The following is a 13,559-nucleotide window of genomic DNA, read 5'->3' as shown; positions in this document are numbered from 1 at the left end:
GGCGGAGGCCCACGACGCCGGGCGCAGCACGCCGTCCTCGTCGCGGACCAGCGGCGCGGTCAGCCGGTCGGGCTCGGTGGCGTAGCTGAACGCGAAGCGGCCCTTGTCGCAGCTCCACTCCTCGTTGACCTCGTAATCCTCGCCGGCCAGCCGGCGCTGCACCCGGCCGCGCCGGTGGTCGGTGCGCAGCTGGCATCCGGACGCGCAGTGCTCGCACACGCTCGGCGTGGATACCAGGTCGAACGGCCGGGACTTGAACCGGTACGCCGCGCTGGTCAGCGCCCCCACCGGGCAGACCTGGATGGTGTTGCCTGAGAAGTAGGAGTTGAACGGCTTGCCCGTGGCGGTGCCGATGTACTGCGCGGGGCCGCGCTCGATGAACTCGATGAAGACGTCGCCCGCGATCTCCTCCGACGTGCGGACGCACCGGGTACAGGAGATGCACCGCTCCCTGTCGAGCAGCACCTCGGTGGAGATCGCTACCGGCTTGGCGAACTCGCGCTTGTCCTCGCGGAACCGGCTCTCGCCCCGGCCATTGGACATGGCCTGGTTCTGCAGCGGGCACTCGCCGCCCTTGTCGCACATCGGGCAGTCGAGCGGGTGGTTGATCAGCAGCAGCTCCATCACGCCCTGCTGCGCCTTGTCGGCGACGGCGGACGTGAGCTGCGTCTTGACCACCATTCCGTCGGTGCAGACGGTGGTGCACGAGGCGAGCGGCTTGCGCTGGCCCTCGATGTCCACCAGGCACTGCCGGCAGGCGCCGATCGGGTCGAGCAGCGGGTGGTCGCAGAAACGCGGGATCTGGATGCCGAGGGTCTCGGCGGCCCGGATTATCAGCGTTCCTTTCGGAACGCTGATCTCGAATCCGTCGATGGTGACGGTGACGGTCTGGGTCGTGGTCTGCACGGTCATTGAGTTACCTATCCGCCCACAGCGTGGTGGCCGCCGGGTCGAACGGGCAGCCGCCTTCCTTCTGGTGCTGGATGATCTCGTCGCGGAAATACTTGACGGCGGAGGAAAACGGCACCGGCACGGCGTCGCCGAGCGCGCAGAACGCGCGGCCGATGATGTTGTCGCCGACGTCGAGGATCGTTTCCAGGTCCTCTTCGGTGCCCTTGCCCTGCTCGATCCGCTCGATCGCCCGCACCAGCCAGTAGGCGCCCTCCCGGCACGGCGTGCACTTGCCGCAGGACTCGTGCTGGTAGAACTCGGTCCACCGCAGCGTTGCCCGCACGACGCAGGTGGTCTCGTCGAAGATCTGCAGCGCGCGGGTGCCGAGCATCGACCCTGCGGCGGCCACCGACTCGAAGTCCAGCGGCACGTCCAGGTGCGCGTCGGTCAGCAGCGGGGTCGACGACCCGCCCGGGGTCCAGAACTTCAGCCGGTGCCCGGCGCGGATCCCGCCGGCCAGGTCGAGCAGCTCGCGCAGCGTGATGCCGAGTGGCGCCTCGTACTGGCCGGGATGGGTGACGTGCCCGGACAGCGAGAAGATGCCGAAACCCTTGGACTTCTCGGTGCCCAGCTCGGCGAACCAGTCCCAGCCGTCCGACATGATCGACGGCACGCTGGAGATGGACTCGACGTTGTTGATCACCGTGGGGCTCGCGTACAGGCCCTCCACAGCCGGGAACGGCGGCCGGTTCCGCGGCAGGCCGCGGTACCCCTCGAGCGAGGTGAGCAGCGCGGTCTCTTCGCCGCAGATGTAGGCGCCGGCCCCGGCGTGCACCACGATGTCCAGGTCGAAGCCGGAGCCGAGGATGTTCTTGCCGAGGTAGCCCGCCTCGTAGGCCTCGGCGACCGCGAGCTGCAGCCGCCGGACGACGTGCAGCACCTCGCCGCGTATGTAGATGAACGCGTGCCCGGCCCTGATGGCGTAACAGGTGATGATGGCGCCCTCGATCAGCGTGTGCGGGGTGGCCATCATCAGCGGGACGTCCTTGCAGGTGCCCGGCTCGGATTCGTCGGCGTTGACCGTGAGGTAGTGCGGCTTGCCGTCGCCTTGCGGGATGAACGACCATTTCACGCCGGTGGGGAACCCGGCGCCGCCACGGCCCCGCAGCACGGAGTTCTTCACGGCCGCGATCACGTCGTCAGGCGGCATCGCCAGCGCCTTACGCAGCCCCTGGTACCCGCCGGTCCGCTCGTAGCCGGCGAGCCTGAAGGAGTCCGGCTCGTCCCAGTGCGCCGTGAGGACGGGTGTGAGCGTGTCGGTCACTTGGTGCCTCCGGCGGGCTCGGGTGCCGTCCAGCCGTGCTCCTTGGCGAGCTCGAGGCCGACCAGGCTGGCCGGGCCCGCCGACGGGCCTTCCGCGGCCTGCCCGTCACCGAAGCCGGCGAGGATGCGGGACGCCTGCTTCCAGGTGCAGAGCCGGTCAGGTCCCCTGGTGGGCCGCACGTCGTTGCCCGCCCGCAGGTCGTCGACGAGCTGCCTGGCTGAATCTGGCGTCATGTTGTCGAAGAACTCCCAGTTCACCATGACCACCGGGGCGTAGTCGCAGGCCGCGTTGCACTCGACGCGCTCGAGGCCGACCTTGCCGTCCGGCGAGACGACGTCGTGGTGCGCGTCGCCGTGCGGATCGGCGCCAAGGTGCTCGGCGAGCGCGGCGTAGATCTCGTCGCCGCCCATGATGGCGCACAGCGTGTTCGTGCAGACGCCCAGCTGGTAGTCCCCGACGGGGCGGTCCTTGTACATGGTGTAGAAGGTGGACACGCCCTTGACTTCGGTCTTGGTGATCCCGAGCATCTCGGCGCAGAACGCCATGCCGTCGTCGGAGACGTATCCCTCTTCGGACTGCACCAGGTGCAGCAGCGGCAGCAGCGCGGACCTCGCCCGCGGGTACCTGCCGATGATGTCGGCGGCGTCCGCCCGCAGCCGGGGCAGTGCCTCGTCACTGAACGGCATTACCTGTCCACGCCTCCAATCACCGGGTCGATCGACGCGATCGCCGGGATCACGTCTGCCAGCAGGCCGCCCTCGCACATCGCGGCGAGGGCCTGCAGGTGGTGGAACGAGGGGTCGCGCAGGTGCACCCGGTACGGCCTGGTGCCGCCGTCGCTGACCACGTGGCAGGCGAGTTCGCCCTTGGGCGACTCGACCGCCTGGTAGACCTGCCCGGCAGGCACCCGGAAGCCCTCGGTCACCAGCTTGAAGTGATGGATCAGGGCTTCCATGGACTGGCCCATGATGTGCGCGATGTGCTCGGGCGACGGCCCGAGCCCGTCCGGGCCGAGCGACAGCCGGGCCGGCCAGCCGATCTTGGCGTCCTGGATCAGCCACGGGTCGTCTGGCATGGTCCGTTCGGCCAGCCGGTCGACGCACTGCCGGACGATCCGGAGTGACTGATCGATCTCTTCGATTCTGATGAGGTACCGGCCGTAGGCGTCGCAGGTTTCCTGCGTCGGGACGTCGAACTCGTAGGTCTCGTATCCCAGGTACGGCTGCGACTTGCGCAGGTCCCAGGGCAGGCCGGTCGCGCGCAGGATCGGCCCGGTCACGCCGAGCGCCATGCAGCCCTGCAGATCGAGGAAGGCGATGCCTTGCGTGCGAGCCTTGAATACCGGGTTGGCGTCGATCAGCGTGCGCAGGTCGTGCACTAGCCGCGGCGCCTTGCGCAGGAAGTCGCGGACCGCCTCGAGGCCGCCGGCCGGCATGTCCTGGGCCACGCCGCCAGGCCGGATGAAGGCGTGGTTCATCCGCAGCCCGGTGATCAGCTCGAACAGGTCGAGGACGTTCTCCCGCATCCGGACGGCCTGCAGGAAGATCGTGGTGGCCCCGAGTTCCAGGCCGAACGGGCCGATCCCGCCCAGGTGCGAGGCGACGCGGTTCAGCTCGAGCAGCAGCACCCGCATGATGAGGGCGCGCTCAGGCAGCTTGTCCTCGATGCCGAGCAGCCGTTCCACCGCCATGCAGTACGCGGCCTCGTTGAATATCGGCGTCAGGTAGTCCGCCCTGGTGACGAACGTGGTGCCCTGCGTCCAGGTGCGGTACTCGAGGTTTTTCTCGATGCCGGTGTGCAGGTAGCCGATGGACGCCCTGATCTCTCTGACGGTCTCGCCGTCGAGGGTCAGGATCAGCCGCAGCACGCCGTGCGTGGACGGGTGCTGCGGTCCCATGTTGACGACGATCAGCTCGTTTTCTGACCGGTCTTCCTCGCCCGCGGCGACGACCTCGTCCCAGTCCTGCCCGGCCACGTTGTAGACGCGGCCCTGTGCGGCGTCGGCCTCCGCGTCGGTCGCGCCCGGAGTCGCGTGCGTGGTCACGCGTACCATCTCCTCTCCTCGGGCGGCGGCACCTTGGTGCCGCGGTACTCGACCGGAATCCCGCCCAGCGGATAGTCCTTGCGCTGCGGGTGCCCGCGCCAGTCGTCAGGCATCTCGATCCTGGTCAGCCCCGGGTGCCCGTCGAAGATGATGCCGAAGAAATCCCAGGTCTCCCGCTCGTGCCAGTTCGCCGACGGGTACACGGAGACCACCGAGGGAATGTGCACGTCGCCGTCAGGCGCGCTCACCTCGAGCCGGAGCCGCCGGTTATGGGTGACCGACACCAGGTGGTACACGGCGCGCAGCTCGCGGCCGGTGTCCTCCGGGTAGTGCACGCCGGACACGCCGGAGAAGATCTCGAACCGCAGCGCGGGCTCCTTCAGCAGCTTCTCGCACACCGCCACGAGCCGTTCGCGGCGCACGTGGAAGGTGAGCTCGCCGCGGTCCACGACCACCCGCTCGATCGCGTCGGAGAAGCCGAGCCCGCCCGCCTCGAGCGCGCCGCCCAGCTCCTGCGCGATCGTGTCGAAGTAGCCGCCGTACGGCGGCTCCGACGACACCGGCGGCCGCTTGTGCACCTGAAGCAGCCCGTACCCGGACGTGTCGGGAGTGTCCTGCACGCCGAACATGCCCCTGCGCACGACCTGCGCGGCAGCCGGCTGCTCATCCCGCCGAGCCGGCAGGCCCTCTTCCTCCACGGCGGGCGGCTCGCCGGCTGGGGTCCCCGGCTCCCCGGGCGCCTGGCTCATAGTTCGCTCCCGGCCTCGTTGACCGCCGGGGTGACATGCAGCGGGAGCAGCTTCAGCCGGGCCTCTTCCAGCTCGGTGATCTCGTCGTCGCGGTCGGCGCCCAGCTTCATGTTCATGATCTTGTCGTGCAGCTTGAAGATCGAGTCCATCAGCATCTCCGGCCGCGGCGGGCAGCCGGGCAGGTAGATGTCCACCGGCACGACGTGATCGACGCCCTGCACGATGGCGTAGTTGTTGAACATGCCGCCGCTCGAGGCGCAGACGCCCATCGAGATGACCCACTTGGGCGCGGGCATCTGGTCGTAGATCTGCCGCAGCACCGGCGCCATCTTCTGGCTGACCCGGCCCGCGACGATCATCAGGTCCGCCTCCCGCGGCGTGGACCCGGTCTTCTCCATGCCGAACCTGGCCAGGTCGTGCCGCGGGCCGCCGGTCATCATCAGCTCGATCGCGCAGCAGGCCAGGCCGAAGGTGGCCGGCCACACCGAGCGGGCCCGCGCCCACCCGGCTACTTTCTCTACCGACGTCAGCAGGACGCCGCTCGGCAGCTTCTCCTCAATGCCCATGTCGCTAATCCCAATCCAGGCCGCCGCGCCGCCACACGTAGGCGTACGCGATAAGCACGGTGACGACGAAGGTGACCATCTCCACGAGTCCGAACGCCCCTAGCTGGTTGAACGTCACCGCCCAGGGGTACAGGAACACGATCTCGATGTCGAAGACGATGAACAGCATCGCGGTCACGTAGTAGTTGACCGGGATCTTGCCACCACCCAACGGGATCGGGCTTGGCTCGATGCCGCACTCGTAGGCTTCCAGCTTCGCCTTGTTCCAGCGTTTCGGGCCCGCGAAGGTCCCTATCGTCACTGAGAACGCCGCGAAGCCGAAGGCGAGAACGGCGAGCACGAGAATCGGTATGTACAGCTTCACCGCGCTTCCGCCCCCTCTCTGTGGTCATTCATCCTAGGCATCGGCTCACCTGGGGTTGGGTGCGAGTCGGGTCATGCCGTTGATCAGGCGATCTGCGGCATCGCCACCCCGCGGATCGGTCAGGTTAGCGAGCAGCTTGAGTGCGAACCGCATCAGCGCGGGCCGGGCCATGCCGTGCCTGGTCGCGAAGTGCATCAACTGCGGCCGCCCGATTAGCTGCACGAACACCCGGCCGAGGGCATAGTAGCCGCCGTAGCTGTCGGCCAGTGCCCGCGGGTACCCGTGGAGCACCCGTTCGGCCTGTTCGCGGGTCGGGCGGGCAAGCGCTTCGGCGATCGTGCGCGCCAGGATCTCGCCGGACTCCATCGCGTACGCGATGCCCTCGCCGTTGAACGGGTTCACCATGCCGGCCGCGTCGCCGGCCAGCAGCAGCCCCCGGTAGTAATGCGGGGTGCGGTTGAAGCCCATCGGCAGCGCGGCGCCGCGCACCGGCTCGGTCCTGTTCTCCTCGGTGTAGCCCCACTCCTCGGGCATCGAGCGCAGCCAGCGCTTCAGCAGCGCGCGGTAGTCGGTGTTGCCGAACGCTTCCGAGGTGTTCAGCAGGCCGAGGCCGACGTTAGACGTGCCGTCGCCCATCCCGAAGATCCAGCCGTACCCGGGCAGCAGCCGGTCGCCGTCCCACAGGTCAAGCCACGACTCCAGGTAGTCGTCGTCGTGCCGCGGCGACGTGTAATAGGTGCGGACGGCGACGCCGAGCGGGCGGTCGTCCCGCTTGTGCAGGCCCATCGCGACCGAGAGCCGCGAGGAGTTCCCGTCGGCTGCCACGATGACGCGGGCTCTATACGTCTGGGAGTCACCACGGGCCCGTTCGGACTCATGTGTATCCGCCGTCACCCCGACGATGCGGCCAGCGTCGTCAAGGACGGGACCGGTGACCGTGACACCCTCGAGGAGCTTGGCGCCGGCGGCCTGGGCGCGGCGGGCCAGCGTCTCGTCGAGCGAGGCGCGGGTGCGCACCAGGCCGTAGCCCGGGTAGCTGTCGAGCTCGGGCCACGGCAGCTCGAGCCGCATGCCCGCGCCGATCACCCGCAGGCCCTTGTTGCGCAGCCAGCCCGAGCCGGGGCCGGTGTCGACGCCCATCCCGATCAGCGTCTTGGTCGCGCGCGGGGTCAGCCCGTCGCCGCACACCTTGTCCCTGGGGAACCGGGCCTTCTCGAGCAGCAGTACGTTCAGCCCTGCCTGCGCCAGGTAATAGGCGGTGGTGGCGCCCGACGGTCCGGCGCCGACGACGATCACGTCAGCGTCGTCGTCCTTAACGTGCTCGGTCACGTGTCTTCTATCCGCTGCCTTGGGGTTCTTGTGAAGCGCTTCACAAATTCTTTGCCTTTAGTTTATTCCCGGCCCGGTTTAGGGCCTCAGGCCACCCCTGCCGAAGCGGGACCGGAGAACCAGCCTAGAGGTTACGCGCGACGTGGATGGCGACCACGCCGAGGGTCACGTCGCGCCACCGTACCGCCGACCAGCCCGCCGCCCGGATCACGTCCGCGAGCTCCCGCTGCGCCGGCCAGTCGGAGATCGACTCGGCCAGGTACTCGTACGCCTCGGGGTTGCGCGCGGCGCGCCTGGCGACCGCAGGCAGAACGCCGGTCAGGTAACGCCGGTAAAGCATATCGAGGGGCTCGACAGTGATCCTGCTGAACTCGCACACCACGAGCCGGCCGCCGGGCCGCGTCACCCGTCGCATCTCGGCGAGCGCGTCGCGCGCCCCGTGCACGTTCCGCAGCCCGAACGAGATCGTGACCGCGTCGAACGCACCGTCGCGGAACGGCAGCCGCAACGCGTCGCCGGCGGCGAAGGCCACCCGGCCCCTTGTCTTGTCCCGCAGCGGGTCCCTGGCCGTCAGGCGGGCCTGCCCGGCCTGCAGCATGCCGAACGAGAAGTCGCAGGCCACGCAGTTCGCCCCGGACGCGGCGAAGGTCATCGACGAGGTCCCGGTGCCTGCCGCCAGGTCGAGCACGCGCTCCCCGGGGCCGGCCTGGAGGACGCGCTGGACGCGCTTGCGCCACAGCCGGACCTGGCCCATCGACAGGATGTCGTTCATCATGTCGTATCGCCCGGCCAGGGCGTCGAACATCGCCGCCACTTCGGCTGGCTGCTTGTCGAGATCAGCGCGGGTCATGGCTGACAGCCTGCCACCTACAGCAGCGCGGGCCGCCGCCAGGGTTCCGCTAGCACGTGCTGGGCGAGGAACGCGAACACCGTCTCGTACCAGACCGCGACGTTGCCTGGGGTGAGGATCCAGTGGTTCTCGTCGGGGAAGTAGAGGAACTTGGCGTCCACCTGATGCCGCTTGAGGTCCCACCACAGCCGGTGCGCCTCCGCTACCGGGACCCGGTAGTCCTTGTTGCCGTGGATCACGAGGATCGGGGTGGTGATCTTCTCCACGTGCAGGTGCGGGGAGTTCTGCTCGTACATTCCCGGCTCGGTCAGCGGGTCGCCGAACTGCGGGTGGAACCAGTGCGCGACGTCCGTGGTGCTCATCATCTGATCCAGCGCCCACAGCCCGGCGTGGCTGACGATCGCCTTGAACCGGTCGGTGTGGCCCGCGATCCAGTTCGCCATGTAGCCGCCGTACGAGCCGCCCATCATGGCGGTCCGCGACCCGTCGACGTCGTCGCGGGCCACGGCGACGTCGGTGAGGGTCATCACATCGTCGAACGTGCGCGAGCCCCACTGGTGGTAGCCGCGCGCCACGAAGGCCCGGCCGTAGCCCGTGGACAGCGCCGGATCCGGCAACAGCACCGCGTAGCCGCGCGCTGCCATCAGCCACGGGTTCCATCGCCACGACCAGGAGTTCCAGCTCGACATCGGGCCGCCGTGCACCCACAGCAGCAGCGGTGCCTTGTGATCCTGGCTCGCTCCGTCCGGTAGCACCAGCCAGGCGCGCAGCGGCTGACCGTCGTCGGCGGTCGTCTCCAGCTCGGTCAGCCTGCCGGGCAGCGCGAGGTGACCGCCGGGGCTGTCCAGCGCCACGACCTCGCCGGTCGCGACGTCGATGCGGACCGGCGCGGGCGGCGCGTCGACCGCGGACCGCAGGGCAAACAGCGCGGTGCCGTCGGGGGACGGGTTCAGTTCGCTGTAGTGGCCGTGATCCGTGGTCAGCCTGCCGATCTCACCGGTGTCGACCGCCACCCGGAACACCGGGTGCCTGCCGGTGTCATCGGCGGTGAAGTACACCCAGCGGCCGGCCGGATCCCAGACCGGGCTGCCCGGCCACCGGTCGAGGTCGCCGGTCAGGTCGCGCGCTTCGCCGCTGCCGTCGGTGTCCACCAGCACCAGGGTCTCGTCGTGCGGCTCTTCCCTGGTGAAGTGGCTGGCGCACAGGCACGCCAGGTGCAGCCCGTCCGGCGAGAAGGCAGGACTGGCATAGTCCAGGTCAGGGTCGGTGAGCAGCACGGTCCGCTTGCCGGTGACGAGGTCGATCAGCACAACCTCCTGGTGTGCCTGCACGCCATCGCGCCAGCGCCACCAGGTGACCGCGGCCAGCGTTCCGTCCGGGCTCAGCGCCACCGACGGCTGGAACAGCGCGCGGCCCGCGTCCGGGGTGAGGTCGCGGGTCTCGTACCGGGAGTCCTCGGTTTCCGCGCTGTCCGCACCCGGCGGGGTGACGGCGAACAGCCGCGGGTCGGCCGGGCCGAGGTCGTGGTCCCAGTAGCGAACCGGCACGGTCTCGTGCAGGATCGCGGTGACGCCGGCGTCCTTGCGCTCCTTGCGCAGCCGCTCGTCCTCGTCTCCCAGCGCCGGCGAGACGACCACGATGGCCGGCGCGTCCGCGGCCGTCTCCAGCCCGTTGATCCCGCCGGGCAGCGACGCGACGATGCGTGCCTCGCCGCCTCCGGCGGGCAGCAGCCACATCGCCGGGCCCTCGTCGCGGTCGCCGTTGTGCCCGCTGTTCCCCTCGCCGTTGTCCGGCGCCGGGCGCTTGGAGGTGAACAGCAGCGAGCCGTCAGGCAGGAAGCGCGGGCCGCCCTCCCCCTCTGCGGACCTGGTCAGCCGGTGCGGCGCGCCACCCTGCGGGTCGATCCGCCAGATGCTGGTGACGAACTTCTTCCTGTCCTTGCTCAGCGTCTGCACGCTGGCCGCCAGCCAGCTGCCGTCGGGCGACAGCCGCAGCCCGGTCACTCGCGGAATGGCGACGTAATCGCTCAGGTCATGGAAGGGAAAGGTCGCAGAAGGCACAAACGCGACCATATCCCGCATCGGCCACCCGGGCTAGACGCTCATCAATGTGCGTCCGTGATCATCACGGTGCCGACCGTAGTGTTGGTCGCCTCGTCGATGAGGATCATGCCGCCGGTCATCCGGTTCCGCGCGTACGGGTCGGCGAACACCGGCTGGGTCAGCCGCATCCGCACCCGGCCGATTTCGTTGAGCCCTAGCTGCGGCGCGGTTTCGTCCCTGTGCAGGGTGTTGACGTCGATCCGGTACTGCAGGTCGGTGACGATCCCCTTGACCGTGCGCGTGGTGTGCTTGACGATCAGCCGGGAACGCGGCGCGAGCGGCCGGTCGGCGCTCATCCAGCACACCATGCCCTCGATGTCCTGCGCGGCGCGCGGGTGGTTGTGCGGGCGGCAGATGAGGTCACCGCGGGAGATGTCCACGTCGTCGTCGAGCAGCAGGGTCACCGACATCGGCGGGAAGGCCTCGTCGACGGGAGTGCCCGCCATGTCGATCCGCTTGATCCTGGTGCTGAACCCGGACGGCAGGTGCATCACCTCGTCGCCAGGCTTGAGCACGCCGCCCGCCACCTGGCCGGCGTAGCCGCGGTAGTCGTGGAGTTCCGGGTCACTCGAGGCGTGCGGCCGGATCACGTACTGGACGGGGAACCGCACGTCGATCAGGTTGCGGTCGGACGCGATGTGCAGATGCTCCAGGTGGTGCAGCAGCGACGGGCCCTCGTACCAGGGCGTGTTCGCGCTGCGGTCCACCACGTTGTCGCCGAGCAGCGCCGAGATCGGGATGAACGTGAGGTCCTGGACCTCGAGTTTGGCCGCGAACTTGGAGAACTCGTCGCAGATCTGCTCGAACACCTGCTGGTCGAAGCCGACGAGGTCCATCTTGTTCACCGCGAGCACCAGGTGCGGCACCCGCAGCAGCGTGGTGAGGAAGGCGTGCCTTCTTGACTGCTCGGTCAGGCCGTTCCGCGCGTCGACCAGGATGACGGCCAGGTCGGCGGTAGAGGCGCCGGTGACCATGTTCCGTGTGTACTGGATGTGGCCTGGCGTGTCGGCGATGATGAACTTCCGCCGCGGCGTCGCGAAGTACCGGTACGCAACGTCGATCGTGATGCCTTGCTCCCGCTCGGCCCGCAGGCCGTCGGTCAGCAGCGCCAGGTTGGTCGACTCCTCGCCCCGGTCACGTGACGTGCGCTCCACGGACTGGAGCTGGTCTTCAAAAATGGCCTTCGAGTCGTAGAGCAGCCGGCCGATCAGCGTCGACTTACCGTCATCGACCGAGCCAGCGGTGGCGAACCGCAAGATGTCCATGTTCTAGAAGTAGCCTTCCCGCTTGCGGTCTTCCATCGCCGCCTCGCTCGTCCGGTCGTCGGCGCGGGTCTGCCCGCGCTCGGTGATCCTGGTGGCGGCGATCTCCGCGATCACCTCGCTGATCGTCGCGGCGGTCGAGGCGACCGCGCCGGTGATCGTCATGTCGCCGACGGTCCGGTACCGCACGCTCGCGGTGAACGGCTGCTCGTCCTCCGTCCGCGGCAGGAACTCGTTGACGGCCAGCAGGATGCCGTCGCGCTCGAACACCTCGCGCTCGTGCGCGTAGTAGATCGGCGGGATCTCCAGGTTCTCCCGCTCGATGTAGCTCCAGACGTCCAGCTCGGTCCAGTTCGACAGCGGGAACACCCTGATGTGCTCACCGCGCTTGATCTTGGTGTTGTAGAGGTTCCACAGCTCGGGGCGCTGGTTCTTCGGGTCCCACTGGCCGAACTCGTCGCGGAAGCTGAATACCCGCTCCTTGGAGCGGGCCTTCTCCTCGTCGCGCCGTGCCCCGCCGAACAGGGCGTCGAACCGGTGCTCCTCGATCGCGTCGAGCAGGGTCACGGTCTGCAGCCGGTTCCTGCTGACCCAGCGGCCGGTCTCCTCGACGGCGCGGCCCTGGTCGATCGAGTCCTGGACGCTCGCGACGACGAGCCTGACGCCGAGCTCGGCGGCCCTCTTGTCGCGGAAGTCGAGGACCTCAGGGAAGTTGTGCCCGGTGTCCACGTGCATGACGGGGAACGGGATGTTCGCCGGGCGGAACGCCTTCTCCGCCAGCGCGAGCACCACGATGGAGTCCTTGCCGCCGGAGAACAGCAGCGCGGGCCGCTCGAACTCCGCGGCGACCTCACGCATGATGTGGATCGACTCGGCCTCGAGCACGTCTAGCTGGGACAACAGGTAATCAGATCGCATGCGTCGCTTCCCGGATCGCTGCCAGCAGCAAGCCCGCGATTACGGGCCGGCAAACCAGGATATCCGGCAGCAGCGGATTGTCCCGGTTGTACCGGACATCGCTGCCGTCGATGCGGGAGACGTGGAACCCGGCGTCGACCGCGACCGCCACAGGGGCGGCGGTGTCCCACTCGTAGAAGCCGCCGGCGTGCAGGTAGGCGTCGGTCTGCCCGGTGATGACGGTCGCCACCTTCGCGCCGGCCGAGCCGCACGGCACGAGCACCGCGTCGATGATGTTCGCCACGTCGTACACGAGCTGCGGCGCCCGGCTTCGGCTCACCACCAGCTTGAGTGGCTTGCCCGGCGGCTGCGGCTGGTCGGCCGGCGCCTTGGGGGGGTTTGCGGTATCCAGCACCGTGCCCTGGGCGGGGAGCGCCACCGCACCAGCGGTCAGGCCGCCCTTATCTCTTTCCCAGAGCGCCACGTGCACGGCCCAGTCGGTGCGCCCCTCCTCGCCGAACTCCCGCGTCCCGTCCAACGGGTCGACGATCCACACCCGGTCCGCGTTCAGCCGCGCCTTGTCGTCGATGCCTTCCTCGGAGAGGACGGCGTCGTGCGGCCGCTGCGCATTGAGTTCGGCGACGAGGAACTCGTGGGAGAGCCGGTCCCCCGCCTTCCGCAGCACGTCCGGGTCACCGCCGCGAGCGCGCAGCTCGAGCAGCAGCCGCCCGGCCTCTTCCGCCAGATCTCGCGCGAGCACATGGTCATCGGCTGTCGTCACCCGCCCGATGCTACCGGCCACCTGGCCCCCGCGGTTCCCCTGCGCGCACCCCGCAGAATAAATCGGACATATCGGGCAGCAATTCCGGCCTCCCGATCATAATGGGTCGTTAGGCACCTCCTAGTGTGCCTAACGACCCATTATCTTTGAAAACCGGTTCGGGCGTGCTCTCCCGACTGCGGCTTGCGGGGCAGGGGGGAGTTAGGGGACGTTGGTAGCCGACGGATACCACGGTCCGGAGGGCGGCGGTTATGCGGTTCAGCGCGGAGACGACAGCGGACGGCGTGACGGAGCGGCTGTTCACGGTTGGCGACGCTACCGGCGCTGTATGGGCGCCAGCCGGGGCCACGGGACCGCGGCCGCTCGTGCTGCTCGGTCATGGCGGCGGCGGCCACCGGAC

General features: G+C 69.0%; 13 protein-coding genes. All 13 read right to left on the bottom strand.

What is annotated here, in order from left to right; all coding sequences use genetic code 11:
- A partial coding sequence (locus WA805_RS16155) for a 2Fe-2S iron-sulfur cluster-binding protein (protein ID WP_425242740.1) occupies positions 1–912 on the bottom strand: 912 nt, incomplete at its 3' end.
- Between the two features lie 4 nt (positions 913–916).
- Positions 917–2,215, bottom strand: coding sequence for an NADH-quinone oxidoreductase subunit NuoF (gene nuoF / locus WA805_RS16150; RefSeq protein ID WP_422281124.1), 1,299 nt, complete (start codon positions 2,213–2,215; stop codon positions 917–919).
- Positions 2,212–2,901, bottom strand: coding sequence for an NADH-quinone oxidoreductase subunit NuoE (gene nuoE, locus WA805_RS16145; protein ID WP_422281122.1), 690 nt, complete (start codon positions 2,899–2,901; stop codon positions 2,212–2,214). Before nuoE ends, nuoF begins: the two co-directional genes overlap by 4 nt.
- Positions 2,901–4,190 carry an NADH-quinone oxidoreductase subunit D gene (locus WA805_RS16140; protein WP_422323075.1) on the bottom strand — a complete coding sequence of 430 codons (1,290 nt, stop codon included), beginning with the start codon at positions 4,188–4,190 and terminating at the stop codon, positions 2,901–2,903. The genes nuoE and WA805_RS16140 overlap by 1 nt, the downstream gene beginning before the upstream one ends.
- Positions 4,191–4,255: 65 nt before the next feature.
- Entirely contained in the window at positions 4,256–5,008 is a 753-nt protein-coding gene (locus WA805_RS16135) for an NADH-quinone oxidoreductase subunit C (RefSeq protein ID WP_422289013.1), read from the bottom strand.
- Positions 5,005–5,574, bottom strand: a complete 570-nt coding sequence (locus WA805_RS16130; protein WP_422281118.1) for a NuoB/complex I 20 kDa subunit family protein — start codon at positions 5,572–5,574, stop codon at positions 5,005–5,007. The genes WA805_RS16135 and WA805_RS16130 overlap by 4 nt, the downstream gene beginning before the upstream one ends.
- A 4-nt stretch (positions 5,575–5,578) precedes the next feature.
- Positions 5,579–5,938, bottom strand: a complete 360-nt coding sequence (locus WA805_RS16125; protein ID WP_422281116.1) for an NADH-quinone oxidoreductase subunit A — start codon at positions 5,936–5,938, stop codon at positions 5,579–5,581.
- Positions 5,939–5,983: 45 nt separating this feature from the next.
- Complete coding sequence (locus WA805_RS16120; protein WP_422281128.1) at positions 5,984–7,315, bottom strand: geranylgeranyl reductase family protein; 1,332 nt, start codon at positions 7,313–7,315, stop codon at positions 5,984–5,986.
- A 76-nt stretch (positions 7,316–7,391) separates the two neighbouring features.
- Positions 7,392–8,117 carry a demethylmenaquinone methyltransferase gene (locus tag WA805_RS16115; RefSeq protein ID WP_422289014.1) on the bottom strand — a complete coding sequence of 242 codons (726 nt, stop codon included), beginning with the start codon at positions 8,115–8,117 and terminating at the stop codon, positions 7,392–7,394.
- Between the two features lie 17 nt (positions 8,118–8,134).
- Entirely contained in the window at positions 8,135–10,177 is a 2,043-nt protein-coding gene (locus WA805_RS16110) for a S9 family peptidase (protein WP_422281112.1), read from the bottom strand.
- 44 nt (positions 10,178–10,221) lie between these two features.
- Positions 10,222–11,484 carry a sulfate adenylyltransferase subunit 1 gene (locus WA805_RS16105; protein ID WP_422340398.1) on the bottom strand — a complete coding sequence of 421 codons (1,263 nt, stop codon included), beginning with the start codon at positions 11,482–11,484 and terminating at the stop codon, positions 10,222–10,224.
- A 3-nt stretch (positions 11,485–11,487) separates the two neighbouring features.
- Positions 11,488–12,399 (bottom strand): sulfate adenylyltransferase subunit CysD, encoded by a 912-nt coding sequence (cysD, locus tag WA805_RS16100; protein WP_422286194.1) that lies wholly within the window; start codon positions 12,397–12,399, stop codon positions 11,488–11,490.
- Entirely contained in the window at positions 12,389–13,159 is a 771-nt protein-coding gene (locus tag WA805_RS16095; RefSeq protein ID WP_422281106.1) for a 3'(2'),5'-bisphosphate nucleotidase CysQ, read from the bottom strand. The genes cysD and WA805_RS16095 overlap by 11 nt, the downstream gene beginning before the upstream one ends.
- Positions 13,160–13,559 lie beyond the last annotated feature (400 nt).

Origin of the sequence: Trebonia sp. (assembly GCF_049794275.1) — a bacterium.
Classification (GTDB): Bacteria; Actinomycetota; Actinomycetes; order Streptosporangiales; family Streptosporangiaceae; genus Trebonia.
Note: the sequence above shows the minus strand (reverse complement) of the source record. Positions and strands in the feature narration are given on the sequence as shown.

What these genes read in the sequence shown, in the direction of transcription:
- nuoE (WP_422281122.1), bottom strand. Translation starts at nt 2,901, where the DNA reads ATGCCGTTCAGTGACGAGGCACTGCCCCGGCTGCGGGCGGACGCCGCC.
- WA805_RS16135 (WP_422289013.1), bottom strand. Translation starts at nt 5,008, where the DNA reads ATGAGCCAGGCGCCCGGGGAGCCGGGGACCCCAGCCGGCGAGCCGCCC.
- WA805_RS16130 (WP_422281118.1), bottom strand. Translation starts at nt 5,574, where the DNA reads ATGGGCATTGAGGAGAAGCTGCCGAGCGGCGTCCTGCTGACGTCGGTA.
- WA805_RS16115 (WP_422289014.1), bottom strand. Translation starts at nt 8,117, where the DNA reads ATGACCCGCGCTGATCTCGACAAGCAGCCAGCCGAAGTGGCGGCGATG.
- WA805_RS16105 (WP_422340398.1), bottom strand. Translation starts at nt 11,484, where the DNA reads ATGGACATCTTGCGGTTCGCCACCGCTGGCTCGGTCGATGACGGTAAG.
- cysD (WP_422286194.1), bottom strand. Translation starts at nt 12,399, where the DNA reads ATGCGATCTGATTACCTGTTGTCCCAGCTAGACGTGCTCGAGGCCGAG.